The 26,331-nt window shown below is 66.7% G+C and carries 20 protein-coding genes and 1 pseudogene; 8 read left to right on the forward strand and 13 right to left on the reverse strand.

Annotated elements, in window-relative coordinates:
- Positions 1–151 precede the first annotated feature (151 nt).
- From O4H32_RS03690 to O4H32_RS03700, 3 genes are all read left to right on the forward strand, one after another.
- Positions 152–1,588, forward strand: a complete 1,437-nt coding sequence (locus O4H32_RS03690) for a CHASE2 domain-containing protein (protein ID WP_269356782.1) — start codon at positions 152–154, stop codon at positions 1,586–1,588.
- A gap of 92 nt (positions 1,589–1,680) precedes the next feature.
- Positions 1,681–1,980: a hypothetical protein gene (locus O4H32_RS03695; RefSeq protein ID WP_269356783.1), complete on the forward strand. Its 300-nt coding sequence runs from the start codon at positions 1,681–1,683 to the stop codon at positions 1,978–1,980.
- Positions 1,977–3,323: a M48 family metalloprotease gene (locus tag O4H32_RS03700; RefSeq protein ID WP_269356785.1), complete on the forward strand. Its 1,347-nt coding sequence runs from the start codon at positions 1,977–1,979 to the stop codon at positions 3,321–3,323. The genes O4H32_RS03695 and O4H32_RS03700 overlap by 4 nt, the downstream gene beginning before the upstream one ends.
- Before the next feature lie 10 nt (positions 3,324–3,333).
- Here the strand turns inward: O4H32_RS03700 and O4H32_RS03705 are convergent, their stop codons facing one another.
- Both O4H32_RS03705 and O4H32_RS03710 read right to left on the reverse strand, forming a co-directional pair.
- Positions 3,334–4,191, reverse strand: coding sequence for a cobalamin-binding protein (locus O4H32_RS03705; RefSeq protein ID WP_269356787.1), 858 nt, complete (start codon positions 4,189–4,191; stop codon positions 3,334–3,336).
- Between the two features lie 2 nt (positions 4,192–4,193).
- A complete protein-coding gene (locus O4H32_RS03710; protein ID WP_269356789.1) occupies positions 4,194–6,104 on the reverse strand; it encodes a TonB-dependent receptor plug domain-containing protein in 1,911 nt (636 codons plus the stop codon).
- A 465-nt stretch (positions 6,105–6,569) separates the two neighbouring features.
- Between O4H32_RS03710 and O4H32_RS03715 the strand changes: the two are divergent.
- Positions 6,570–8,501 (forward strand): annotated as a pseudogene (locus O4H32_RS03715) (homocysteine S-methyltransferase family protein); the annotation flags it as partial.
- 470 nt (positions 8,502–8,971) lie between these two features.
- Here the strand turns inward: O4H32_RS03715 and O4H32_RS03725 are convergent.
- From O4H32_RS03725 to O4H32_RS03735, 3 genes are all read right to left on the reverse strand, one after another.
- Positions 8,972–9,424, reverse strand: coding sequence for a type III secretion system chaperone (locus O4H32_RS03725; protein WP_269356791.1), 453 nt, complete (start codon positions 9,422–9,424; stop codon positions 8,972–8,974).
- A gap of 115 nt (positions 9,425–9,539) precedes the next feature.
- Positions 9,540–10,025 carry a type III secretion system chaperone gene (locus O4H32_RS03730; protein WP_269356793.1) on the reverse strand — a complete coding sequence of 162 codons (486 nt, stop codon included), beginning with the start codon at positions 10,023–10,025 and terminating at the stop codon, positions 9,540–9,542.
- 42 nt (positions 10,026–10,067) lie between these two features.
- Entirely contained in the window at positions 10,068–12,863 is a 2,796-nt protein-coding gene (locus tag O4H32_RS03735; protein WP_269356795.1) for an inositol phosphate phosphatase SopB, read from the reverse strand.
- A 259-nt stretch (positions 12,864–13,122) separates the two neighbouring features.
- Between O4H32_RS03735 and O4H32_RS03740 the strand changes: the two genes are divergently transcribed.
- Both O4H32_RS03740 and O4H32_RS03745 read left to right on the forward strand, forming a co-directional pair.
- Positions 13,123–13,647, forward strand: a complete 525-nt coding sequence (locus O4H32_RS03740; protein ID WP_269356797.1) for a SecDF P1 head subdomain-containing protein — start codon at positions 13,123–13,125, stop codon at positions 13,645–13,647.
- A 24-nt stretch (positions 13,648–13,671) separates the two neighbouring features.
- Positions 13,672–14,097, forward strand: coding sequence for an ATP-binding protein (locus O4H32_RS03745; RefSeq protein ID WP_269356799.1), 426 nt, complete (start codon positions 13,672–13,674; stop codon positions 14,095–14,097).
- A gap of 47 nt (positions 14,098–14,144) precedes the next feature.
- On the opposite strand, the gene O4H32_RS03750 is transcribed toward O4H32_RS03745, so the two are convergent.
- The 7 genes from O4H32_RS03750 to O4H32_RS03780 all read right to left on the reverse strand — a co-directional run bounded on the left by O4H32_RS03750 (position 14,145) and on the right by O4H32_RS03780 (position 23,799).
- The gene (locus O4H32_RS03750; RefSeq protein WP_269356801.1) at positions 14,145–16,973 is read right to left on the reverse strand and encodes a PP2C family protein-serine/threonine phosphatase; all 2,829 of its coding nucleotides are present in this window, start codon (positions 16,971–16,973) and stop codon (positions 14,145–14,147) included.
- Positions 16,963–17,709: a hypothetical protein gene (locus tag O4H32_RS03755; protein WP_269356803.1), complete on the reverse strand. Its 747-nt coding sequence runs from the start codon at positions 17,707–17,709 to the stop codon at positions 16,963–16,965. The genes O4H32_RS03750 and O4H32_RS03755 overlap by 11 nt, the downstream gene beginning before the upstream one ends.
- A complete protein-coding gene (locus tag O4H32_RS03760) occupies positions 17,706–18,833 on the reverse strand; it encodes an alanine racemase (protein ID WP_269356805.1) in 1,128 nt (375 codons plus the stop codon). Before O4H32_RS03760 ends, O4H32_RS03755 begins: the two co-directional genes overlap by 4 nt.
- Positions 18,830–19,492 (reverse strand): hypothetical protein, encoded by a 663-nt coding sequence (locus tag O4H32_RS03765; RefSeq protein ID WP_269356806.1) that lies wholly within the window; start codon positions 19,490–19,492, stop codon positions 18,830–18,832. Before O4H32_RS03765 ends, O4H32_RS03760 begins: the two co-directional genes overlap by 4 nt.
- A gap of 8 nt (positions 19,493–19,500) precedes the next feature.
- Positions 19,501–20,562 (reverse strand): ABC transporter substrate-binding protein, encoded by a 1,062-nt coding sequence (locus O4H32_RS03770; RefSeq protein ID WP_269356808.1) that lies wholly within the window; start codon positions 20,560–20,562, stop codon positions 19,501–19,503.
- Entirely contained in the window at positions 20,559–22,748 is a 2,190-nt protein-coding gene (locus O4H32_RS03775) for an MFS transporter (protein ID WP_269356809.1), read from the reverse strand. The genes O4H32_RS03770 and O4H32_RS03775 overlap by 4 nt, the downstream gene beginning before the upstream one ends.
- Positions 22,749–22,983: 235 nt before the next feature.
- Positions 22,984–23,799: an EamA family transporter gene (locus tag O4H32_RS03780; protein WP_269356811.1), complete on the reverse strand. Its 816-nt coding sequence runs from the start codon at positions 23,797–23,799 to the stop codon at positions 22,984–22,986.
- Positions 23,800–23,959: 160 nt separating this feature from the next.
- Here O4H32_RS03780 and O4H32_RS03785 point away from each other — a divergent pair, with 160 nt between their 5' ends.
- Together O4H32_RS03785 and O4H32_RS03790 are read left to right on the forward strand one after the other, a co-directional pair.
- Positions 23,960–24,418: a PaaI family thioesterase gene (locus tag O4H32_RS03785; RefSeq protein WP_269356812.1), complete on the forward strand. Its 459-nt coding sequence runs from the start codon at positions 23,960–23,962 to the stop codon at positions 24,416–24,418.
- Entirely contained in the window at positions 24,415–25,410 is a 996-nt protein-coding gene (locus O4H32_RS03790; RefSeq protein ID WP_269356814.1) for an LLM class flavin-dependent oxidoreductase, read from the forward strand. The genes O4H32_RS03785 and O4H32_RS03790 overlap by 4 nt, the downstream gene beginning before the upstream one ends.
- Positions 25,411–25,443: 33 nt before the next feature.
- Here O4H32_RS03790 and nadE read toward each other — a convergent pair whose 3' ends face one another.
- A complete protein-coding gene (gene nadE / locus O4H32_RS03795; protein WP_269356979.1) occupies positions 25,444–26,271 on the reverse strand; it encodes an ammonia-dependent NAD(+) synthetase in 828 nt (275 codons plus the stop codon).
- Positions 26,272–26,331 lie beyond the last annotated feature (60 nt).

Genomic DNA, 26,331 nt, shown 5'->3' on the forward strand with positions numbered 1-26,331 from the left:
CGCGGGCCGCATGGCCGGGCGGGCGAGAAGGCGCCGCAGCGGAACGGTGGCTGATCGCTGGCACACCGCTATTGTCACTTATATTCATACAATGATAATAAATATTGTTAAATGATACATTCGCCAGATTGTCAGTCTTGTCGCTCCCACGATGATCCGCCGTCCGACATCCCTCAGGAAAACCCGGTTTTTCGCACAACTCCTGCTTTTGTGGGCTTTGGGCGCATGGGTGATCTGGGCGGATCCTTTCGGTCTGTCCTCGGCTGGCGAGCGGGCGCTGGCGGAGGACGTCAGTCGCTCACGAGCCTATTTCCAGCCGGTTGCGCCCGCTCCGATCACGGTCGTGAACATCGATTACGAGAGCATCCGGGCTTTGCATGAGGCGCATCGGCTCGACGCCAACGACTGGCCCCTGACCTATGACGACCATGCGCGCATCTTGAGCAGGCTGGTCTCGCGCCCGGGGGCGGACAGGCGTCAGGGACGGGAAGACGTGCCCGCCGCAGTGTTCTACGACGTTTTCTTTGAACGGCCCCGGACGGCCAGCGGGGACATGCGGCGGCTTGCCAGGGCACTGGGCCGCATCGAGCAGGGGCGGGGCGGTCAGTCTTACCCGTCCGTCTATCTGGCGGGCGGGGGCGGGAGAGTGCCGATGTCGGACGAGAGCTACGCCTTGTTGAATCGCCCCAGGCTGGCGGTTTCCGCGTGGGACGGCCTGGGTGACGACTATCCGCTTAGTCACGACCTGCATGGTGCCGATCTCGAGACCGCCGTCCCCTCCTCGGCGCCTAGCGCGGCATGGGCGCTGTATCAGGCATTGTGCCGGGCGCGCCAGGAGGACTGCAGCGGCATCCAGGCGCACGACGTCCTGTCGCCGCAGTGGGTGCTCCGTGGGGACAAAGCGTCGTGCGGCGATTGGGCCGCCAGGGTGCCCGGCTACGTTCTGCGGACCATTTTTCGCTATCTGGGTTTCGGCGGTGCGCCGGTGATGGCTTCGGCCGACTGCCTGCCGGTGCATCAGGTCAATCTGTCCGAGCTGTTCTTGCCCGATGGGGGGCGTCTCAGGCCGCCGTATCTCGACCCCGGCAAACCGTTCGTCGTGCTGGTCGGCGTGGTCATGCCCAGCCTGAACGATTATCACGCGACGCCGCTCTACGAACGGTTGGCGGGCGTCTACCTCCATGCCCTGGCGCTGGAAAATCTTGATCGTCTGGGTAGCGACTATCTTCGTGTGCGCGAGATCAGGCATGTCTCCCTGCTGGTGTGGCTGGCGTTGACCGCCCTGGTCTGCTGCTGGCGCGAGTGCGTTCAGGAGAAAACCACGCGCTGGCGCCGCAGTTCGATCCTGTCGGAGCGAGTTCTGCGGTTTCTGGCCGTTCCGGTCTCCATGCGGCCGGGCATCCGGCGCGGAACCGTTCGCATTGTGCGGCGCGCCGTGTGGCTGCTGATCTGGACCTTGATGGTGCTGCTGATTTATGCGCTGTGCTATTCGGTCCTGGATATTGCGCTGCAAGGGTGGCTGTTCATGATCGGCTTGGTGTCCTTGCTGTTGTTTTGGGATGGCGCGCCGCCGGGGCGGCGGTCGTGAGTTCACGAGGAGGCATTATGTGGAAAACCGGCTTGAAGAGGCTGGGAGCGGGGTGGATCGCTTTATTGTGTCTTGGCGTCCAGGCAAAGACCTTGACCGTAGTGCAGGTGGCCAGTCCCGAGTTCGTGGAAGTGATCCGGCTTTCGGATGGCGCGGATTTGTGGTGGTCTGATGTCGACGGCCTGCAGCCCCCGGTTCGCGCGGCCAGCGTGCCGGGCGACCGGCTGCGATTCCGGTTTCGCGGGGAACAGTATGAAATTGATCGGGCGGATGTCACCCTCTCCGATGAAGACGCGCTCGTGGTGGATGCCTGCGGTACTGTGCCGGTGTCTCTTCCTTACGATCATAAGCAGGCCAGCGTCAAGGGCGCGGGCGAAGGATGCGGGAAATGATGCGTGTGTTTTCGGCGCTTCTTCTGCTTCTGGCATTGGCAGGGTGTGCGGGCATCCCGGGGACCGGGAAAGGCAAGGAGATCGCCGGCTATGACCGGCAGGTGAATGTCATTGACACCCAGTATCTGCACCAGATGGACCGCACCATGGTCGGCGATCCCGCGTTGGCCTCCTACGTCCAGGGAATTCGCGGCAAACTGGAGGCGGCTCATGGTGACCCCTGCGACTGTGTGGTGCTCGTGGATTCGTTCGGCGGTTACGAGGCCTATTCGATTTCGACGAAGACGGCCGTAGTGTCGGCCGGTGTCGTGGCTCAGGTCGACTCGGAAGACGAACTCGCGGCGATCATTGCGCATGAGTTGGGCCATGTCTATTCCCTGGATGCAGTCAAGGGGATGTTCCAGGACGCCACGATATTCGCCATCAATGCGGCAGGATGGGCAGCGGGGGCTGGTGGCTACTCGATCATGCTGGAGGACTATGTCGATGACGTGTCCCGGGGTTTGATTTACAGACGCTGGAATGTCGAGCAGGAAATGGATGCGGATCTTTTCGCGATGGACCTCCTGGTAAAAGCTGGTTATTCCGTCAGCGGCCTGAAGATGGCGGTCAGGAAATTGGCACAGTATGGCGCGCACGCGTCACATCCGTCATCCGCAGCCGCCGTGTGCGCCGCCGGCGGCCGACGGTTCGACGACAAAAGGCTGAAGGCCTGCAGCAAGATCTGGACGGGGGCGCAGGACAGTGTTTATCAGGATCGTGACAGCCGTTTGAAGGCGATCCTCGCGGCATCCAGACGCCTGACCTCCGAGGAGCGCCGACGGGTTCAGGGCAAGGCGCCGCCGCGCTTCGCGTCGGTGGATTATCTGTTCAGAATGAACAATCTGGTGGCGACGGATGCAGCCAGGCTCCGGCGCGGCCTGGCGGCCGTCGAGCGGATGTCGATGCCGCCGAGTCTGGAAGGCAACGTGTCGGTCACGAACCGGCTGGCCATGGCGCACCGCTTGCTGGGCGACGAGGCAAAGGCGCAGGCTTATTTGGCTCGCAGCTATTTCAGTCCCAATCGGACTGTCTGGACGTTCGCTCAATATTATCGCCACTTGAGCGGCAGTCGGGATCCGGATCTGGTCCGGAGAACCATCAATCAGTCACATGCCGAGGTCGGGCCAAATCAGGCCTTGTTGCCCATGGAGGCCTATCTGGCCAAGCGCCACAGGCTGCCGGGCATTCGTCTGGAGACTACCGGGCGGTGCCTGCTGTCCTTGGTGGGGGACGCGAAGACCCTGAATCTGTGTGGCGAGTTCGAGAAACGGGCCGATGCCGGCGGGCCGGCGCCCTGGTGATTCCCGACATTCAGCGGCTGTCCCGCAGATCCGCGCAGATCGCCTCCGCCGCGTCCACCAGGCGCGGCCCCGGCCGGTGCAGCAGATCCGGATCGATGGCGTAGATGCGGCCCGCGCGGGCCGCCGCCAGGCCGTGCCGGGACCACCAGGCTCTCCGGACGGCCAGCGTGTCGCGGCCATAGGGCGACAGGATCAGCACCCGGGGATTCAGGCGCAGCACCGATTCCACACTGACCTGCGGCGCGGCGATGGCGCCCTCGGCATAGGGGTTGACGCCGCCACAGCGCGCCAGCAGATCGTTGGTCAGTGGATCGCGGCCCAGCGTGTACAGCGGGTCGGCGCCGATTTCGATGAAGACGGTCTGCGGCGGGGGCGCCGCCGGCCGCAGGGCGTGGATGCGGCGCTCCAGGCCACGCGCGGCGGCGTTGGCCGCCGCCCGGGTGCCCAGGCGCTCGCCCAGGTCACGGACCAGCGCCGGGATGTCGTCCAGCGATTTCGGGTCGGCATAGATCAGGGGCACGCCCAGCGGGGCCAGGTGCTGCGCCAGGGATCGCGTGCCGTCGGAAGGCTGCCAGCCGACCACCAGGGTCGGATGCAGGGCCAGGATGCTTTCCTCGCTGAGCTGGATGCCGTCGCCGACGCGCGGAATGGCGCGTGCCGCAGGCGGATAGTCGCTGCGCAGGACAGTTCCGACGATGGCGCCGCCGGCGCCGGCGGCGTAGACCAGTTCCGTGGCGTTGGGCGCCAGGGTGACGATGCGCGGCGGGGTGCCTGCCCCCCGGGCCGGGCCGGCGCACAGGCAGGCGGCGGCCGCCAGGCCCAGGATGCGCCGACGCATCCCGCCGAAGCCGTCCGCCGCGCGCTTCATCGCTACATCCGCCAGGACAGATTCACGAACACGTTGGAGCCCGGCGTGTTGTAGCCGTCCACGAGCACGTAGTCCTTGTCCAGCACGTTGTTCCAGCGCACCTGTACGCCCAGCGACTTGCTGAAGTCGTAGGCGGCGGTCAGGTTGACCAGGGAATAACCGCCCAGGCGGGTCTTGTTGGCGAGATCGTCATAGCGGTTCCCCGTGTACTGGTATTCCGCGCCCAGTTTCCATGCCTGGATGCGGTGCTCGACGCCCAGGTGGAAGACCTGGCGGGCGCGGCGGCTGAGTTGCGAGCCTTCCCCAGGTCTGGGGTCGTCGTTGCGCGGGTCCAGGAAATCGGCGCTGGCGCGCAGGGTCGTGGCGCCGAAGTCGTGTTCGCCGGCCAGGGTCAGGCCGCGAATGGTGGCCCGGTTGATGTTCTGGATCGTCGTTTCGTAGAACCAGGGGGCGGTTTCCACGGTGTTGGTGGCGATCAGATTGCGGATTTTGTTCGTGAATGCAGTCACTCTGACGCGGCTGTGCTCAGTGCGGTATTGCAGATGGGCCTCGACGTTCCTGGATTTTTCAGGCTTCAGGTCGGGATTGCCGCCATAGGAGCCCCATGCCGACACTTCAAGGGGCCAGTACAGGTCATTGAAGGTCGGTGCGTGGAAACCCGTGTTGCCCGCGATCCCGACCTGCCAGGTGTCCGTCAGATCGAAATCCAGCCCCAGGCTGCCTGTCGTCTGGTTGCCATAACCCGAGATATTGTCGTTACGGACGCTGGCCTGCGCGTGCAGGCGGTCGATGCGGCCCTTGTAGATCAATGCCGCCGCGTTGGTGTTGCGTGCGTCCCGGTCATATTGCGTCGTCGTGCCCCGGACGCGTTCCTCCTGACGTTCCAGCAGGACGGAAATCCGGTGATCGGCGTGCGGCCTGAAGGTCTGGGTCCAGCTGTAATGGCGCTTGAGGGTATTGAATACGCTGGATGTGTCGCTGCGATTGTCGTTGTCGTCCTTGGTGAAACCGAAGCGCAGGTCGCTTTCCCACCAATCCGTGATCCTGTCGGTGCTGCTCAGGCTGTAGGCTTGCTGTCGGTAGATGGCGTGGGTATCCGGGTAGCGCGTGAATTCATTGTCATAGTCGCCATCCAGATATCCGTTGTAGGCGGTCAATCCGATGCGGTGGCCCTCGGCCCAGCGATAGCCCAGCGTGCCGGAGACCGAGTGGCTGCGATAGCCGTCCTTGTCCGGGTAGTGACCTGTGATGGCGGTGTTGTTGGCCTTGTGGCGCCGGAGCGCGTCGAAGCCCTTGCTGGTTGCCGCGCTGGTGGAAAAGCTGTAGTCCCAGCCATGGTCGGCGCCCGACAGGCCCAGACTGGACTTGGCGGTTTCGTAGGTGCCGTAGCCGATATTGGCCCAGGCGGACAGCGGCCGGTCCTGCGCACCTTTTTTCGTGATGATGTTGACCACGCCGCCGATGGCGTCCGACCCATACAGGCTGCTGGCCGATCCGCGCAGGATTTCGACCCGTTCGATCACGGCGGGGTCGATGGCCGGAAATGCGGTGCCGCCGCTGGTGGCGCCATTGATCCGCATGCCATCGATCAGGATCAGGGCATGGGTGGAGTTCGTGCCACGCAGGAACAGGCCGGTTTGTGTTTGCGGGCCGCCATACGTCGTGAACTGCGCGCCGGGCTGGCGCCCGATGATCTCGGCGATGCTGTCGCCGCGCGCCTCGGCCAGTTGTTCCGAGTCGATGACGGTGACGTCGCCGACCACGTCCGACAGAGGTTCTGGACTGCGGCTGGCGGTGACGACGATGTCCCGCAGCGTTGGCACGGTGGCAGCGGAGGCGGTGGGTTGGGCCATGGCGGCCAATGGAAGCAGACAGCAGGCGGCCGCGAGGCGGCGCGGGAGAGAGGCAGACATGACGAGGCCCTGTGTGGCGCGCGTCCCCGCACGCCGTTATCGAAAAACGCCCGAGGGCCTCGATCCGCTGTTTGGGAATGCCGATGGCCACGTCGTGCGGGATCAGGTGTCGAAGCAGGCCGGTATCGGGCTGGCATGGAGGCATGCGCACCGTTGCGGGGGCAGCACAGCCGGGCTCGGGGGCGAGCCGTCTGTTTCCCGTTTGAATGCGCCGGCGCGTGTGGCGCGGCGCATACCTGTTTCGTCGCGGACTATAGCACGCGCTGTCGGGGGCAAGAACGATACCCTTGCTGGCCGCGAGGGCGTTGCCTGGTGGAGTGTCAGGCGCGCGCGGTGGACGGGCGGCGGACGGACTGGGCGAATCGAAGGCCGGGCCGGCATGCGGATCGTGCCGGTCGCCCGCGTCCCGGCGCGACGTGCAACGATACAATGTGGCCTTCCCTCTGTTTCCGTCCGGATCGCCCTGTGACCTACCCCACCTTGCCCCATCCCATCGAGTCCTATACGCGCGGGGCCGAGTTCGTGCGCCTGCTGGGCCGGCGCATCGTGGTGCTGGACGGGGCCATGGGCACCATGATCCAGCGCTACAAGCTGACCGAGGCGGATTTCCGGGGCGAGCGCTTCGCCGGTCATGACCGCGACCTGAAGGGCGACAACGAACTGCTGTCCCTGGTGCGGCCCGACGTCATCCGGGAAATTCACCGGGCCTATCTGGACGCCGGGGCCGACGTGGTCGAGACCAACACCTTCGGCGCCACGCGGGTGGCTCAGGGCGACTATGGCCTCCCGGAGCTGGCCTACGAGCTGAACGTGGCTTCGGCGCGGCTGGCGCGCGAGGCCTGCGACGCGGTGTCGACGCCCGATCATCCCCGCTTCGTGGCCGGGGCCGTCGGGCCGCAGCCCAAGACGGCCTCCCTGTCGCCGGACGTGAACGATCCGGGCGCGCGCAACGTCACCTTCGAGGAATTGCGCGTGGCCTATACCGAACAGGTCAATGGCCTGATCGACGGCGGCGCGGACCTGTTGCTGATCGAGACCATCTTCGACACGCTGAACGCCAAGGCGGCCATCTTCGCCATCGAAACCATTTTCGAGGAACGCGGCATCCGGTTGCCGGTCATGATCTCCGGCACGGTGACCGACGCGTCCGGGCGCATCCTGTCGGGCCAGACGGTCGAGGCCTTCTGGAATTCCGTGCGCCACGCGCGCCCCGTCACCATCGGCCTGAATTGCGCGCTGGGCGCGGCGCTGATGCGCCCCTACGTGGCCGAGCTGTCCAAGATCTGCGACACCTATGTCTGCGTCTACCCGAATGCCGGGCTGCCCAATCCGATGGCCGAGACCGGCTTCGACGAGACGCCCTCGGACACCTCCGGCCTGCTGGAGGAATTCGCCCAGGCCGGGCTGGTGAACGTGGTGGGCGGCTGCTGTGGCACCACGCCGGACCACATCCGGGAAATCGCCCGCAAGGTGCGCGCCCTGCCGCGTCGCCAGCCGCCGGTCATTCCGGTCAGGACGCGCCTGTCGGGTCTCGAGCCGCTCAATTTCGACCGCGAGACGCTGTTCATCAACGTGGGCGAGCGCACCAACGTCACCGGCAGCAAGATGTTCCTGCGCCTGATCCGCGAGGAAAAATTCGACGAGGCCCTGTCCGTGGCCCGCCAGCAGGTGGAAAACGGCGCCCAGATCATCGACGTGAACATGGACGAGGGCATGCTCGACGCCTTGTCCATCATGCCGCGCTTCCTGAACCTGCTGGCGTCCGAACCGGACATCTCGCGCGTGCCGGTGATGATCGACAGCTCGAAGTGGCCGGTGATCGAGGCCGGCCTGCGCTGCGTTCAGGGCAAGTGCGTGGTCAATTCGATTTCCATGAAGGAAGGCGAAGGTCCCTTCATCGAGCAGGCCAGGCTGTGCCGGAAATACGGCGCGGCGGTGGTGGTCATGGCATTCGACACAGACGGCCAGGCCGACACCCTGCAGCGCCGCATCGACATCTGTTCCAGGGCCTACGACATCCTGGTGAACCAGGTGGGGTTCCCGCCCGAGGACATCATCTTCGATCCCAACGTCTTCGCCATCGCCACCGGGATCGACGAACACAACCACTACGCCGTGGACTTCATCGAGGCCACGAGCTGGATCACGGAAAACCTGCCGCACGCGCGCGTGTCGGGCGGGATTTCGAACGTCAGTTTCTCGTTCCGCGGGAATGAGGCCATGCGCGAGGCCATCCACGCGGTGTTTCTGTATTACGCCGTGCAACGCGGCCTGACCATGGGCATCGTCAACGCCGGCCAGTTGGGGGTGTATTCCGACCTGGACAAGCAGGTGCGCGACCTGGTCGAGGACGTGGTGCTCGACCGGCCCGAACCGGTCGGGCGGGCCGGGCCGGCCGCCGGGGGCCCCCCCCCCCCCCCCCGGGGGGGGGGGGGGGGCGGCGATTCTGGCCGCGTGGCCGGCCAACGAAGCATCCTCCGCAGACCCGCCCGGGCCCGCGCAGCCTCTTTGATCCTTTTTTCACCCTCGCCAGGAGCCCATCATGGCAATCAGCGGTCTTTCCGGCTCGTCCGAACTGAACTTCAACACCGTCAACAACACGGTCTACAGCGCCATCCGCACCCAGGAAAACAAGCTGCGCGACACACTCTCCAATGTGCAGACGGACGCCGACGGCAACATCTCGCAAACCGACCTGTTGATGCTGCAGCAGCAGACACAACAATGGACGATGCTGATCGAGTTGCAGAGCAACATCACCAAACAGATTTCCGATTCGCTCAAAGGCATCATCCAGAAGTCGTCCTGAGGGCGCGAAGACGGGTCTCATCCGTCTCCTGACGACCCGCCCGGCACCGGGGCGGGACTCAGACCGACTGCAGGAAGAACGCGGGATCCCGCGAGGTGGACGCTTCGGCTGCGCCCGCCCGGGTCCAGTCATCGGCCCGGTCCAGCAGGGACTCCACCACCGAGCAAAGCATGGAGGCGGTGCATTCGGACAGACTCAGGGCCACCTGCATGTGCGGCCGTCCATCCGGGGCCAGACACAGCACCGCGCCATGCCCCGCCTGCATGAAATTGGCCCGGGCCATGCGGTCGGCCTGGCGGGCGTCGATTCCGTGATCGGCCAGCCGGCACGAGACCAGCACCTGTCCATGCGCGCTCACGTGCACCACTTGCACGATCTGGCGGCCGTCGAACACCAGTTGGCAGACCCCCTCGGCCGAGGGCGCCAGACCGGCGATGCCCAGCGTCCGACCCAGTTCGGCGATCAGATGGGCATAGGAAGAGTCGACGGACATGAACGATACGTCCCGCATGAGCGGGTTTCTTGGATTGCGGACTGTTAAAGGTACGCCAGACCGGCGCGATTGAACAGATGGCAAAAACCAGAGGGCGCACAGGCGCCCCCTGGTTCGGATCCCGGGAAACGGCTCAGGCCAGGGAATCGCCGGGCGGCATGCCGTCCAGGTCGCCCGGCGCCGCATCCGCCATGTCGCCGGTGCGCAAAGGGCCGCCGTCGTTGGCGTCCTCGATGCGCGTGCGCCAATGGGCGGCCACGCTGGCGAATCGCTCGATCCAGACCGACAGCGATTCCACATCCAGGGCTGCGCACGCGCGCCGATCCGCCAGGAAGACACGTCCCGTGTCGAAATCGGCGCTGAAGGTCGCCCCACGGGTGCCCTGCCAGAACATGTTGGCCGCCAGCAGCATGGCGTAGATCCCCTCCCGGCGATCGGGGTCGACCTCGGGCAGGCGGGCGAACAGGATGACTTCGTCATCCTCCGCCTCATGCTGGATGTGGATTTCGTGACCGTCGATCACGAGCCCCACGTAGCCGTCCTCGCCCGCAGCCATGTCGGCCATGCCCAGCGTCCGGCCCAGTTCGGCGATCAAGGCCTGGTATGAAGAAAGAGACATGCGGTACTCCTGTGATTCAGTGGATTGGGTCATGGATCGTGATCAGGCTTTGGCGAACTTGCCCAGCCCGCAAAGGAATTGGCGGACTTCGGGATCGGGCAACCGGTCCTTCAGGTGGCCGGCTTCCTTGCTGCCGGCCATCCCCGTATTCCAGCGCTGGTTTTCGAGCTGACCGGAACTGGCGCTGACCGTATAGTAGACGCCCTGGTCGTCGCCTTCCAGGCGCTCGTCGGGGTTCATCTCGCCCCCCAGATCGCGCAGGATCAGCTTGGACTTCAGTTCGACGTCGGTGACACCGCCGCGATCCTTGTCGCTCTTGCAGCCCTTGGACATCGTGCCCGCCAGATCGGTGGCACCCACCAGGCCCAGACCCTGCTCGGCCAGCCCCTGCAGAACCAGGATCTCGCGCCCCATCTTGGCGGTATCGCCATTGCCCGTGCGGAAGGCTTCCTCGGTGAACATGCTGCGCACCAGGTCGGTCTGGCCACGCAGTTGAGCCATGAGGCCCTCCGCCTTGGCCAGTTGATCGGGCGGCGTGGTCGGGTCGTTGACCACGGTCTCGAGGCGGTCATAGACCTCGCCCACGAAGCCGCCCGGCCGCACGCCCCGGGCGCCGAAGGTGCCTTCGCCCAGGTCGCCCACCAGCTTGATCATGTTGGTGGTGTTGTGCTCGTGGACATTGTTCCAGACACGCATGAGCATTTCGCGTCCGCCTGTGGAAATGGCGTTGATGCCGAAAGAGAACGTGATGGCGTCCACATCCACCGTCCGCGCCTCGCCCTGCCGCTCCGGATGGTCCGGATCGAACACCCGCAGGGTCTGTCCCTGCCCCGAATTGGCCTCGAAGGCCCGGAACTGGTTCTGCGTGTAGGTGCGTTCCTGGTAATCCTGGATGCCCAGATTGTCGCGCAGCGAATCGGGCGAGATCAGGTTGACGCTGACGTGCACCAGCCGGGGCGGCGGGGCATCCTGCGGCCGGTCCGGATCGGTCAGCACGCCGCGCAGGCGGTCGTTGCTGGTCAGGGCGACCTCGAGCACTTCGCGCGCGCCGCGTTCATTGGAGGTCTGACGATCGCCGCCGTCCTCCACGCCCCACATGTCCAGCACGCCATGGCCCACCACCGTGGTCATCACCTGACCCTCGGGATCGCGCAGACGGCTGACCTTGAGATTGCGGGCATGATCCTCGCTGTCCTTGACGCCAGCGGACACCCCGCCGATCCGGCCCTGACCCAGATCGACACCCAATTCATGGCCGATGAACTGGGCCGGCACGACCTCGCTTTTGTAGGTGCGCATCACACCATCGCGCATCACCGGCATGTCGCGCATCACGGGCTGCCAGGTTTCCAGCCCCGCCAACGCCTGACGTTCGCTGCGCGTCATGCTGGATTTGGAGAACAACGCGTCGAGCGTGCCACGGGGAATGCCGATGTCCTCGAGGCGGGTGCGCAAGTCCTGCATCGTGTCGCGCTTGCCCTGGACGACGGGGTGCGTGTCCTTGTTCGATTTGCTGGGCGCCTCGATGGGTTGCAGGGTATTCACATCGACACTGTCCCGGTAGGCCTGGCTGCGCGCTTCGCACAGTTCCGTCCACTGGCCGCGGACCTGCGCCAAGGCGCCCAACTGCTCTTCGGTGAGCGCGGGATCGCCCCCCTGGGCATCCTCGCTCAGGCGATCCAGCAGGTGGTTGCCCGCCTGGGCCCAGATCAGGTCGCTGTGCTTGACGGAGCGGTTGGTCAGGGGATCGGTCAGGCGCATTTCATCGACATAGTCGCTCTTGGCATCGAGCAGACCGATCTGTCGGTCCATATCGTGAACCAGCGCCTGACCGACGGACAGCTTTTCATTGCGGAACCGGATCTGGCCCTCGAGCTCGCCCTTGCGTGTCTGCAACGTTTTCGCCTCGTTGGAGCCCTCGCGCGCAGCCTGAAGATCCCGGTCGACCTCGTTCAGTTCTTCCTTCAGCGCGCCCAGCTCATTCCGAAGCGTCTGGATGCCATCGCGCAAACCGCCCTGGCAGACTTCCAGGTCGTCGCGCTGATGACCCAAGGCCTCGGACAGGCCCCGCAGGCTGTCCTGGTTCCAGGCCTGCCGTCCCAGCAATTCCGTGGTCCGGTCGATCTGGTCCAGCGCGCCCGTCACCTGGGGGTCGTGTCTCGGGCCGCCGCCATAAATCTGGCGCAGTTCCTGGCTCAGGCGGCCGGGATCGAGCCCGACCCGCGACAGCGGACTGCCCTGGGGCGCATTGCGGACCAGGTCCGTGAGCGCGGGGAAGCGCTCCTCGCATTGCCGGGCGCGCTGTTCACGCACCTCGGTTTCGGCCCGGGTCCGCAGGGACTGGACGTCCACCCGGCTCAGGGGGGTATTGCCATAGCGGGAGTCGTTGCGCACTTCCCGGATGACCGCCGCCCGCACATCGCGCAGTTCGGGGCCTTCCAGGCCTTTCAGCGTCTCGCCCAGCAAGGATTCATTGTGCCGCACCACCTGCAGCCGGTATTCCTGGGCCTTGCCCAGGATCTTGCCAACCTGGTGGTTGGTCAAAGGGCGGTCATTGGTCGCCCAGCCCTGTGGCAGTCCGCAGGCCCTCAGGGCCCGCTGCGCCCCCGCCTGCCCTTCGGTCTTCTCGAGCAGGCCGAGGAATGCCTGCTTGACCTGGACGCGTTCCTGGACACGCGCCTGCTGTTCCTGGGGCGACCGGAACCAGCCCTGGATGCGGCTCGCCAGGCGCGACAGGCCGCTTTGGCGCACGCCCTCCTGCCCTTGGGGATTCTGGCGGATTTCCCGCTCGAAGAATCCACCGCTCAATTGCCTGAAATTGCTGAGACCAATTGCCATTCTGTCTCTCCACATCCTGATAGAAACTTATCACAGGCAATGAGTAACGCCCTCCGGCGCCAGGTTCCCTCTCTCGACACGATCGACCCTTCGATGAATACGGCCATTGGCTTGAACACGGTCCATGTGTATAGTTTCTGGTGGCGGCGCTATTGCACGCCGGCCGACTACCGATCGACGCCCCCCGACATTCATCCCCGTGGGCGGGCACTCATGCGGCGGACGGTTTCCACTCTGCCAGGCCTTCAACGCCACCACCATGCACCTGAATACCCGTTTCCTCGCCCCTTTCCTGATGGCTACTCTGCTGGGCCTCGCGGGATGCCAGAATCTCCCTTCGGCATCCCGGCCGGCATCGTCCGATACGCGCACCACCACCGGCCCGGACACCAATGCCAGCCGCATCGTGCAACCGGTCGCCATCTATCTGGCGCAATCGGCGCCCGGCGATCAACTGGTCGCCGTTCCGGTGCCCGACGGCATGGTCTACCTCCATGCCCGCCCCATGCTCGCCCGCGAGGACCTGACCGACGCGGCAGCCCTCTCCGACCGCCAGGGCGGACACTTCGTCGGCCTGCGGCTGACGCCCGCAGGCGCCGAAAGGCTGGGCGCCGTCAGCCGCCAGAACGTCGGCAATCTGCTGGCCTTGGTCATCGGCCGCGAACTGGTGGCCGCGCCCCGTATATCGGGCGCGCTGGATCGCGGTATCCTGGCGTTCGAAGTCCCGTCGGCCGAGGTGGCTGCCGACCTGGCCGCGCGCATCCGGGGCGATGCGCCTCAGTGAGCATCGGTCCGCACCGGATATCCCATGACCGACAGTCACGACACGCTCTATCTGCCCGCCGACCTGGGCGCGGTACCGCTTGCCCTGCAATGGATCGAGGGCCTTGCCGAGCGGCTCCAATGGCCTTCCCGCGTCACTTTCGGGCTGACGCTATCGCTGGACGAAGCACTGACCAACGTGCTGTCCTATGCCTTCGATCCACCCGGGCCGGAAACGCCGGCCATTGCCGTTTCGTGCCAGGCGGACGGCGCACGCATCACCATCGAACTGCGCGACAATGGCCGCCCTTATGATCCGACGGCGGGCGACCCACCGCCCCTGGTCGCCTGCCTGGACGAGGCCTACATCGGCGGACAGGGCGTACGGCTGATGCGGCATTACCTGGAAACGCTCTCGTATCGGCGCCAGGACGGCTGGAACTGCCTGACCATGGTCATGACGGCGGCCTGAGACCCCGCCCGCGACGGGTGGGGTCTCAGGCCGTCACCCGCCGCCGCTCAGCCCCGATAACGCAGGCACAGGCTGGTGACGTCGTCGGTCGGATCGGTGCCGTCCTCGAACGTGCGCACGTCGGCGATCACCGCATCGGTCAAGACATCCAGCGGCACATTCGCAGGCTGCGCACGCAGCAGGCCGGCCAGCCGTTCTTCGCCGAATACCTGCCCAGCCGGGTTGAAGGCTTCGGTAATGCCATCGGTATACAGGTACAGCAGGTCGCCCGGTCGCAGATACAGCGTCTTCTGGGTGTAAGGCATGTCCTCCTCGATCCCCACGGCGATGCCATGCGTCGGCGCCAAGGCCGACAATTCGCCCTGGGCATCGATCAGCCAGGGCATATGGTGCCCCGCATTGACATAATCCAGCCGACCATCGCGCAGATCCAGCGTGGCATAGAACAAAGTCACGAACAGCATCTGCTCGTTCTCGGCGGCCAGCAGCGCATTGACACGCTGGACGCAGTCGGCCGGCCGACGCACGAAGCGCGCCGTGGATTTCAGCAAGGTGCGCGAAATGGCCATGAACAGGGCGGCGGGGATGCCCTTGCCCGAAACATCGGCGATGACGAACCCCAGATGATGCTCATCGAGCATGTAGAAATCGTAGAAATCTCCTCCCACGTCGCGAGCCGGGAAGATCCGGCAGTCGATCTCCATGCGCGGGTCGTCCGGCATGGTGCGCGGCAGGATGCTGAGCTGCACGGCACTGGCGATCTGCAGTTCCTGCTGCAGCCCGGCCAGCTTGGTCTTGGTGATCAGGGCGTCGCGCAGTTCAATCACCATGTCGGACAACCGCTGGTATTGCTCGACCAGCCGACGGCGCAGGTCCCCCATGACTTCGGCCAGGCGCCGCAGGCCATCGCCATCATCGTCCGAGTGGTGCTGGCGGTCGATCAGCGCCTGGACTTCCTGGCGGCTGATCGAGTCCATCGACTCGGCCAGCGCACGGAGCTCGCCCGCCATGACGGTTTCATGCAGTCGCCGGACGCGCGCCTGCTGAGACTGATCGCGGACGAGCTGCAGGGTCTTGTGCCGGAAGGCGGCGATGCTGCGTCCCAGGCGCTCGATCTCGTCCTGATGACCCACGCCGGAACGCCGGGCCGCGCCGGCCTGCGGACCGCTGAGCTCGTCCAGCGTCTCGAGCGAGTCCTGCAACGGCCGGAAGCTGCGCCAGATGATCAGGTGGATCAGCAACAGCCCCATAATGGCCAGGCCGGCGGCAAGCAACAGCGCCAGCCGGCCCAAGGTCAGGCTGGGCTTCATCAGGGTCGTGACGTCCTTGAGCGTCACGAGCAAGCCGCCAGCGCTTCCGGAGATGCTGATGACGGGCGTCGCCGTCAAAAGCAGGATTTTGTCCCGGTCCTCCAGGGTCCGGTATTGCGCATCCTGCACGGTCAGCGTCAGGTCGAGACGCGACCACTGACCGGGACTGGTACTGGCGACAAGGTGCCCGCGGGAATTCAGGAAGTGAACGCTATATCTTTCGTCATCCCGGATCGGATCGATCTGCTGCGCCGCCCGTTCCAGGGTGCGTCCACCGATCAACCCCCAGGTCGCACCCTGAAGCCGGACAGGCTGAGCGGCCATCAGCATGGTCAGGTTGCCGTCCAGATTGCGCAATCCCCTGGCTTTCTTTCCGGACAGCACATTGTCCAGCGTTCCGGCATCCAGCGGGTCGGCCTCGGTGTCAGCGCCCTGCAGGACATACACCTCGCGATTGGGATCGACGAGCGCCAGGTAGTCCAGCGAGGGTTCCGGTCCGGGCAGCGCATTCGAGGGGCCGCGCGAAACATCCAGCCGGGGGGTCAGGGCATGCAACCGTCCGGAGATGTCCTTCGTCTGGGATACCAGGAACTGCGCCCAAAGGGCGCTCTGGTCTTCCAGGCCGAGATTGGCGGCCTGCTGGCGCAGCAAGTGTTCCCGCAGGGCCTGCAGGCCTGACAGCGCCCCGATCACCAAGGCGAAGCCCAAAGCGATGATGAGCGGCAGGCGCAGGCGCAGCGACAGACGGCGTGAGCGGTCCGGCGGAACGATCTGCACGCTCGGCGCGGGCCCCGGGGGCAGGATGTCCAGTGCTTCGAGCCGAGGCCGCACCCGGCCATCGAAATCGACGGACAGCAAGGACTCGACCTGATGCGTCAAGTCGGCTCTTTGCTGCGCGACGTCGGTCGCCATCGCCTGCAAACTGTCCCAGGCCTGGCCCAGGATGTCCTGGGGATCGGGACGCGGCCCCGGGACCGGCGGCACAAGATCATCGGGCGCCTGCCCGAGCAAGGCCAACAAGGCGCGCCGATGTTGCTGGATACGGGCGCCGTAGAGCGCGGTGAACAGACCGCCCAGCAACGCCAGCGGCAGGATCAGCAACAACATGCCGGTCAGCAGGGTCGCGTGCGAACCGCTCAGGACGGGAGGCGCCGCCTCGACTTCGAGGGTGCCGATCCGCTGCGAACCGGTCTGCAGTTCCGTACTCACGGACGCCGATATCTCGGCGCCGGGACGTTGCGCGAACCCCAGGACCCTGCCATCGACATCGGTCAGCATGATGCGGTTCAGTTGGGGGACATGCTCCAGCGTGCCCTTCAAGCTGCGGCTGATGGCCGGAATCTCATTGAGAGGGACGCCGAGCTGGCTCGCCCGAATGAATTGCCGTCCCAGCGCGCGACCGACCGAAGAGGCCAGCTCGCGGGATTGCTCCTGGACGGCGGACGCCACGGTCCCCTGAAGACGTGCGAGCAGGATGCCGCTGGTCAGACCGGCCGCGACCAGAACAATCAGAAAGCCGCTGGCGGCATCGCGCAGCCGGGCACGGATACCGTGATCAATCGACATGGTCCAGCTCCTTCAACTGCTGCCGCTGCCGGTCCAGGGCCTGCAGGCTGGCCTGGTGGCGTTCTCTGGCACGCCGGGCGGCGGCGACCAGCGGGTCCCGATTTCCGCCGGGCGCGTCCTCGCCCCGCAGAATCCTGCCGGCCCACAGGAACGGCCGCAGACGCCGGCGAGCCAGCCAGACCGCTCCCAGGCCCGCGACCAGAGAGGCTATCACTGCCAACGCCAGCGTGGGCAGCCCCCGTGCAAGCCAGGCCTGAAGGCTGTAGGCCCGCGCCGTATGCGGCGCAGCCAGAACCAGACCGCCCGCCGTCCGCCCCAGTTCGTCCTGCAGGGCAATGCCGCAGCTACGCACAGTGTCGTCGTCGATGCACCAGACGCCTTCGGCGCCGGCCGCCCGCGCCCAGTCGGTCGGAATGGGGCGGCCCTGCCTTCCCTGATCCGTGCTGTAGAGCACCTGACCGGACGCGCCATAGACACTGATGTCACGAATGTCCGGCATGCCGGATTTTTCGCGCTCGATCAGCTGTTGCAGGCTCGAACTCTGTTCCAGTGTCAAACCCAGGGTCAGATTGGCCTCGATGACGCTGCGCAGGTTTCCAAGCACGTATGTTTCGTGTGACTGGCGCGTCTGGTCGATGGCCTGCTGTTCGATGCGCACGGTCAGCCATGTGGCGCCGAATACAGCGGTCAGCGCGCAGCAGACCAGGGCCAGGATCAGGATCAGGGGCGTTCTCATGGCAGACTTTCCGACAAGCGGGATGCGAGGGGCTGTTCAGGATGGAGAGCATGGTAGCGCCTGCCGCACCCGGCTGCGGTCGCGCTCAGCAAGGCGTTGGCGGGCAGGCCGGCGATGTCGGCCAGGGTTTCGAGGCGCTGTTGCTCGCCGAAGACCTCGGCCCATTGCCCGGGGGCGGTCAGCCGGGGCGGCAGCCCGCTCACGTCCACGCTGGTCAGGCCCATGGAAATGCCCCCCACGATGGGCGCGCGATGCGGGCCGAAATACACGGCGCCCCGGTTCATCAGGGCATAGGGCAAGCCGTGGGCATAACCGATACCCAAGGTCGCGATGCGCATGGGAGCCGGACAACGGAATTGCTGATCGTAGCCGATCTCGGCCCCGGCGGGCAGGTCGGCGACCCGCAGAACCGGCGCATGCACGCTGGCCACGGGTTTCAGCGGCAAGGTCCGCGAGGGGGTGGTGTCCACACCATACAAGGCACTGCCCACGCGCGCCATGTCGAGATGGTGCCCGGGGCAGGCAAAGACGCTGGCCGAAATGGCCAGGCTGCGGGATGCCGCAGGCAACGGCGCGATCAACGCCAGAAAACGGTCATGTGGATTCAGCCGGTCCGGACTCTCGGGCCTGCTGAAACTGGACGGCTGGGTGATCCAGGCCCGCACGCGCAGCGGCGACAGGTCCTGCGCCGCCAGGCGCGCCACCGCTTCGGGCCTCAGGCCGAGGCGGCCCAGGCCGGTATCCAGCGCGACGGCGACCGTCAAGGCCCCCGCGCGACGCGCTTGTGCGATTTCGTCCAGGTCGTTGAGCACGGGAATCAGTCGCTGGATATGACAATCCCGCGCCGAAGCGCCGCGCAGGCCGTTCAGGATGAAGACCTCTGCGGCGGGTGCCAGCGCGCGCACGCGGCAGGCCTCGTCATAGCCAAGCGCCCAGTATTGCAGACAGCCCTGAGCCGACAAGGTGTTGACGACGGGCTCCAGCCCCAGTCCGTAGGCATTGCATTTGACCACGGCGCCCAGGTCGTTTCCCGTGTAGCGGCCGCGAACGGTCCGCCAATTGCCTGCCAGGCGAGCCAGGTCGATGTCCATGACGGGGGAATCGGCATGCGCGGTGGCGTTCATGTCTCGACGACCTCCGGAGGCACGAGGGCGCAGACGGCCGGCGCCACGAACCGTCCACGCCATCCATGGGACAACAACCGGTCCTGCTCGTCCAGCGGCAATCCATCGAGCGGACGTGCGGCCTCCTCATCCGTGGGCGCGAGGGGCGTGGCCGCCGTCCGTGCCGGGCGAGCCAGGATGTAGCGCAAAGAATTCTGATAGACCCGACGCAACAGCCGGATCTCGAAGCCCTCTCGCAACAGGCTGCGCCAACTGGCCGGATTCGACGGCGCGGCCGTAGCGTAAAGGCAGGCGTCCGGATCGGCCAGTTCGACGCGGCGGCGAATCAGCTCGCATTGCAGACGCCGGCCCCGGTAGGCCTCGGCGACCGAGGAGCCGGCCAGTTTCTGGATCCGCGCATCCGCTGGCCAGCCCAGCCAGAGATCCGGGCGGGTGCCCGGGTCGGGGCCATCCTGCAGCACGCCGTAGGCCACCAGATCCCCGGCCGGCGCACGGGCGCCGATGATCCGCCCCGCCCCGTCCAGCAGCGCGGCGAAGAACTCGGGGTGCTCGGGCTTGACCTGGTCGGAGCCCATGCCGCGGATCGCGCGCGCATGCAGGTCGACGATCCGGTCGAGATCCGCCGGGCCGAGCATGTCCCAATGCAAGTCGACAGGCACGCGGCGGGTCATCCGACATGCCTCGTCGACGCCGGAGCCTGGGTGATCACGTCGGCGTAGTTCAGCATTTCGATGGGTGGATAGAAGCCTCCCAGTGCCTTGGCCGTATGCAGATTGACCAGCAAGGCGAAGCGCTTCAGGGTTTCGATGGGAATCCGGTCGGCGGGCACGTCTTCATAAAGGATGGCCTCTGCCTTCACGGCGGCCAGCCGGCCGACGGAACGATAGCGGCTGACCAGACCGGTCAGTGCGGAGTATTCCCGGACGGCGAGTTCGGTCACGCCGAACGTCGGCAGTCGCTGCTCGATGCTGGCGGGAATCACCTGGTCATAGACGGAGCCCAGGAAAGTATCGGGCACCAGATAGAACCATTGCGCGCCCTCTTCACGCAACTCGGCGACCAGCCGGCCAAGGCCATCCGCGGAGGGACGGCCCGCCGCATCGAGGCTGAAATGGCGGTGGATGGCCGTCCGCTGCGTGGCGGCGCACAAGGCATCCATTTCGGAGGCGATCGCCCTGGAATTGGGCTCCGTGGTCGAGTACAGCAGACCGACCCGGTTGAATTCCCTGTAGGCGGCCATGGCCTTGACCTGGGTTTCAGTGGGGACCACGTGCACGGCCCCTGTGACGTCTCGCCCCTGCTGCGTGAGGGAAGGCACGATGCCGGCGGCCACCGGCGCGCTCACCAGGGCGAAGACGACGGGGATGGAGCCCACCTTGCCGGACGGATCGGGATCGCGCCAGGTGCCCGTCACCCCCAGGGTCACGGGCGTGCCCCAGGTGTAGATCAGGTCGGGGGCCAGCGCGGGGATCTCGTCCAGAATGGCGGGCAGCCGACGGATGTCCTGCCCGACGTCCCGGTGGACGATATCCGGTTCACGGCCCTGCGACCGCAGGTATTCCAGAAAGCCGTCCTCGACTTCCGTGCGTCCACGATACGTGATCATCAGGATACGGCGCCGGGCCGTCGCGCGCGCCACCAGGGGGGCGGCCCCCCCCAGAAGCCCGGTGGACAGGGCGGCGCGCAACAGGCGCCGGCGGACAGGAGACGAAGGAGCGTGAGCGTTCATGAGAGACTGCCGGAAGCATTGGAAACGGAGCGCCATTGCCCATAACCGTAGAGCAGGGCGCCACCGGTGGTCAACAAACCGAATAGGGCCAGCGTGGCCGCCGGACCGGCCAGCCCCAGCGCCGCGCCGGCCAGTGCCGGACCGGCGGCCGATCCGCCGCGCTCGACCAGGCGGAACAGCCCGAGCACTTGCGCGGAATGGCGGCCCTGCCCATGATGAGCATAGGTGGCCATCATGGACGACTGGGGGGTGATCGACAAAGCCTGGCCCAGTCCCAGAAAGAACAGGAAAACCATGATGGCGCCCAGGCCGGGCCAGAACAGGACGGGCACCACGGCCAGGCCGGCGATGAGCCCGCCCAGGATGATCTTGCGGGGCCGGAAATCGTGTTCCGGCGTCTCGCCCCAATGGGCGAAGAGCGGGACGCACAGGACCATCATCAGCGGATAAATCATCTGCACGCGACCGATGCTGGACAACGAATGGCCTTCGTTGGACAGAATGAGCGGCACCAGAAAGAAACACAAGGCCGTCAGGATCAGCTTGGCCGGCACCGCGCACCCCAGCAACAGGGAACGCATGCCGGGAATGCGCCAGGCCTCCCGAAGCGCATCGGATGTCGGCCAGGCGGTGCGCGGTCGATCCGACGGCCGGGCCGCGGACATCATGGCCCGCGCCAGGCACAGCGCGACCAGGCACAGGCCGGCGGCGGCAAGGAACGCCGTGCCGCCGCCGAAGTGTTCGGCCAGGAAACCGCCAAGAGGCGGAGCACACAAGGCGGCGGTCAGGATGGCGCGGATGAAGACGGCAAGCCCCGCCGTGCGGGCCGCAGGATCCGCCTGGTCGACGATATACCCCTGTGCCGACGTGAAGACCAGGGTGAAACCGAGGGCGCTGAGCGCCCGGGCCAGCAACAGGCCAGAATAAGAATCGGCAAAGGCGCACAGGCCATAGCCGATACCGGCCACGGCGGCGCCCAGCATCAATCCGCGGCGTCTGCCCAGGTGTTCGGACCAGAGCGCCATGGGGATCTGCCCCAGCGCGACGATCGCCATGAAGACGACGATGGGCAAGCTGACGAGCAGCGGCGCATGCGCCACACCGGCCGGCAGCAGATTCGCGGTCAGACTGGGAAGAAAAGGGCGGTTCAGTTCTTCGGCCATCATGAACACGAACAGCACGCCCCGGATCTGCTCGGCCGGGAGTGGGCCCGTGTCGCGCATGCCGGACGCATCGGAGGATTTCCGGAAGACGCTTGTCTGCGTCAAAAGCGACAGCAGTTCGAAACCGACCAGCAAGGCGACCAGGCCCAGGAAGGCCGTATCCAGCAGCAGGCCGTGGATCTGGGCGGCCGCATGGCGATTGTCGGGCACCACTTCCAGCGCGGCCTGCGCGGGCCCCCGGGCCGGTATCGGCAACAGCAGGCCGCCCGCCGCCGGAGTGGCCTCGACACCGGACGGCGGAACCGCGATGAGCTTGATCTGTTCCAGCTCCGGATAATGCCGCCGAAGCGACGCCAAATATTCGGGCACCCCCTGCATCTGATCGAGCGGAATCCCCAAGGCCAGCGCCTTGTCGATCAATGATCGGGCGCCGTTGCCGATCGATTCGACCTTGGTTTCGATCAGGGGGTTCAAGGTACGGTCGATGATGCGCAGCGCCTGATGGTCGATCAGGAACAGGCCGCCCCCCAGAATGAGCGCCAGTGCCAGGGGCAGGCGCAGCCTGCCGCGCCCGTCGCGCCCGGCGCGCAGCGCGAGTGCGGCCAGCAGGCCCAGAAAGGCCGCGCCCGCCACGATGGGCAAGGCATGCCGGCGCATGTCCTGGCGGATTTCCGCCGAGGGCGCCTCCAGGGCGCGGCGATCGTAGCGCAGCAGGATCCGCCCGGAGGGCAACCCGAGATCGTCGTGGAGGGTCTGCCCGAGCGTGCCGGGTGGCGCCGGATCCGGCAAGAGGCCGTCGCCATAGAGCCGCCGTCCCTGCGCATCCTGGACGGCCATGCCGAGGATGTCGGCATCCAGGGCTCGTTCGCGCCCCAGGGCGGCGCCCAGGGTCGCTTCCTGGCTTTCCAGCCCCACCCCCAAGGAGGCGGCATGCGTGGCGCCTTCGGCGACGCGGTCCAATGCGATGGCAAAACGGGATTCGAGGATGCCGCGATAAGCCTTGAGCAGCGATCCCTCCGTCATCCATGCGCCTGCGGCCAGGCATGCCGCAATCAACAGGCTGAACAGAAATGCTGGAATCAGCGGAAATCGCATGGAAAAGCCGGGGCCCTTGAGCGCCCACCCGGGGTTGGGGAGCATATGATGGATACTGAGTCACGACATCGCCCCGAAAGTTCCATCTCCCGCGAGGCTCGCCGGATGGAATCCCCAGGCGCGCCCGTGCCGCCGCGGCCGGACGACGATGGGCCGATGGCCACTAACGTCCCGCCCGCACGACCCCGGCGCTGGCGGCGACCACCAGACCGGTACCCAGCATCTGGGCGGCGCTCATGCCCTGGCCCAGGAAGACCCAGCCGGTCGTCGCCCCAACGGCGGGTTCCAGACTCATCAGCACGCCGAACATGGCGGCAGGCATGCGTCGCAGGGCATTGATCTCCAGGATGTAGGGCACCAACGGCACCAGCACCGCCAGGCCCGCCGTGCAGGCCAGTTGCTCCCAGGGGAACCGGAGCGTGCCGGCCTCGGCCGCCGCGAACGGCAGGGACAGCAGGGCGGCGACCATCAGCGAAACGGCCAGGCCCTGAAGGCCGGGAAACGCGGGGCCGATCCGCTTCATCATGACGATGTAGACGCCCCACCCCGCCGCCGCCAGCAGGGCGAAAGCGATGCCGGCCGGGTCCACGCCGCCGGCCATGCGCGCATCGCCCGACACCAGCAGCCCGATCCCGGCCGCCGCCAGCAGCGGCCAGGCCAGGGCGCGCCAGCCGCGCGCACCCAGTGCGGCCACCGCCAGGGGACCGCAGAATTCCAGCGCCACGGTCAGGTGTTGAGGCAGACGCTCGATCGCCAGGAAGAAAGACAGGGACATGACGGCCATGCCGCCGCCCAGGATCAGGGCCGCCCGCCACTGGGCGGCGTCATAGCGGCGCAACGGCGGGCGCACGAACAGCAGCAGCGCGAGCGCGGCCCAGCACAGGCGCAGGCTGGACGTGCTGAGCGCGCCATGATCGTGGATCACCGGCACGGCCAGCGACACGCCGGTCTGCACACTGACCATGGCGGCCACGGCCATGCAGAACGCCAGTCCGACACCCGGACCGGGCCGTCCGGACGACTCGCGGCGGACGGGCGCCGGGTTTTGGCGCGCGGGGGAAAATGGCTTATCGTAGGACACAGCGAGGACGACTTCCGATCTCGGGATGCTTGCGACCCACGACTATACAGGACCCCTCATGACGACATCGACCGCCGCGCCCGGCACGCCGGACCCCGCCGCACTGCACGCCCGCATCCGCGACAGCTTCGACCGTTCCGGCCTGATGCGCCACCTGGGCGCCCGCCTGGGGGACGTCGCCCCGGGCCGGGTACACATCCACCTGCCCTACGGGCCCGACCTGACCCAGCACCTGGGCTATTTCCACGCCGGCGCGACGACCTCGATCGCCGACACCGCCGGCGGCTTCGCGGCGTTGACGCGGGCTCCGCAGGGCCACACGGTCCTGTCGGTCGAATTCAAGATCAACATGCTGGCCCCGGCGCGGGGAGAATCCCTTGAGGCCATCGGCCGGGTCGTGCGCGCCGGACGGACACTGACCGTCGCCCAGGTTGACGTCTACGCATTGAACGCGGGCGAAAAGACCCCGGTCGCCCTGATGCAGCAAACCCTCATCAGCCTGCCGGAACCCGCATGACGCGTCTTTCGATCCCGTGCTCGGTCCTGGACCTGGCCCCCATCGCCGAAGGCGGCAACGCGGCCGAATCCTTCGCCCACACGGCCGCACTGGCCCGTCACGCGGAAGCCCTGGGCTACCGGCGCTACTGGATGGCCGAGCACCACGGCATGCCCGGCATCGCCAGCGCGGCCACCGCCGTGCTGATCGGCCATGTCGCTGCGGCGACCACGCGCATCCGCGTGGGCGCCGGCGGCATCATGCTGCCCAACCATTCGCCGTTGGTGATCGCCGAACAGTTCGGCACGCTGGAAACCCTGTACCCTGGCCGTATCGACCTGGGCCTGGGCCGCGCGCCCGGTTCGGACCAGGCCACCGCGCGGGCGTTGCGCCGCGCACTGGACTCGGACCCGGACGCCTTTCCGCGCGACGTGGCCGAACTGATGGACTATTTCGAAGGCCGCGGACCGGTGCGCGCCGTGCCCGGCGCAGGCTGCGACGTGCCGGTCTGGATCCTGGGGTCCAGCCTGTTCGGCGCGCAACTGGCCGCCCTGACGGGCCTGCCCTACGCCTTCGCCTCGCATTTCGCGCCGGCGCAGATGATGGACGCCATCGCCTTGTACCGGCGCCACTTCCGGCCCTCGCGCCACCTGGACAAACCCTACGTGATGCTGGGCTTCAATGTGTTCGCCGCCGACACGGACGAACAGGCCCGGTTCCTGGCGACGTCCTGGCAACAGTCCTTCGTCAACCTCCGCGCCGGCCGGCCGGGTTTGCTGCCCCGCCCCGTCGAGGGCTACCTGGAATCCTTGCCGCCGCCCGCCCGAGCGCTGCTGGACCCTGTCCTGGCCTGCGCCGCCATCGGTTCGCCGGACAGCGTCGCCGCGCGGATCCGCGCCTTTGTCGAGCGCACCGGCGCGGACGAATTGATGATCACCTGCAACATGCACGATCACGCGGCCCGGATGCGGTCCTACGAGATCGCGGCGGAGTTCATGGCTTCGGCCGCCTGATCGCCGCCCGGACCTGCCGGGCCCGGCGGGGGTTCAGGGCGCGATCGGCAGGGCGCGTTTGTGGGCGCTGCGCCGCCAGGTGGCGACGATGATGTCGAAGGCGTCCGGCGCGACGTCCCGGCCTTCCAGAAAATCGTCGATCTGCTCGTAACTGACACCGAAAGCGTCCTCGTCGGGCTTGAGCGGCTTGAGCAGTTCCAGGTCGGCGGTGGGAATCTTGAACACCAGTTCATCGGGCGCGCCCAAGGCGGTCGCCAGCGCCCGCACGCGGCGCTTGCTCAGCCCCGCCAGGGGCGTGACGTCTGCCGCCCCGTCGCCGAACTTGGTGAAAAACCCCATCAGGGCCTCGGCGGCATGGTCGGTGCCGACCACCAGCCCGCCGCGCGCCCCGGCCACGGCGTACTGCGCGATCATGCGCTGGCGGGCCTTGATGTTGCCGTGCAGGAAATCCTGCTGGGCGGCGTCGCGGAACGTCTGACCGGAGGCACGCACCGAATCCAGCATCGCGTCCGCGGCGGGCCGCACATCCACGGTCAGTCGCTCATCGGGCCGGATCACCGCCAGGCTCGCCTGGGCGTCCGCCTCGTCGAGCTGGACGCCGTAGGGCAGCCGCATGGCGACAAACCGGGCGTTTCCACCCTGCGCACGCACGCGTTCGACGGCCCGCTGCGACAGGCAGCCCGCTGTCAGGGAATCGACGCCTCCGCTGATGCCCAGCACCAGGGCGCGGGCACCGGAAGCGCGCAGCAGTTCCGCCAGGAAGTCGAGCCGTCGCTCGATCTCGTCCTGGACATCGAAAGCATCGGCCACGTCCAGCGCAAGACGAATCTGAAGCTGCAAGGCACGTTGTTCAGTATTCAGCAAAACGGCACTCCGGTCCGGCCAAACGGCCCAATCACAATAAAAAAACACATGCGTCCA

The organism is Castellaniella denitrificans (genome assembly GCF_027214045.1).
GTDB lineage: Bacteria > Pseudomonadota > Gammaproteobacteria > Burkholderiales > Burkholderiaceae_B > Castellaniella > Castellaniella denitrificans_A.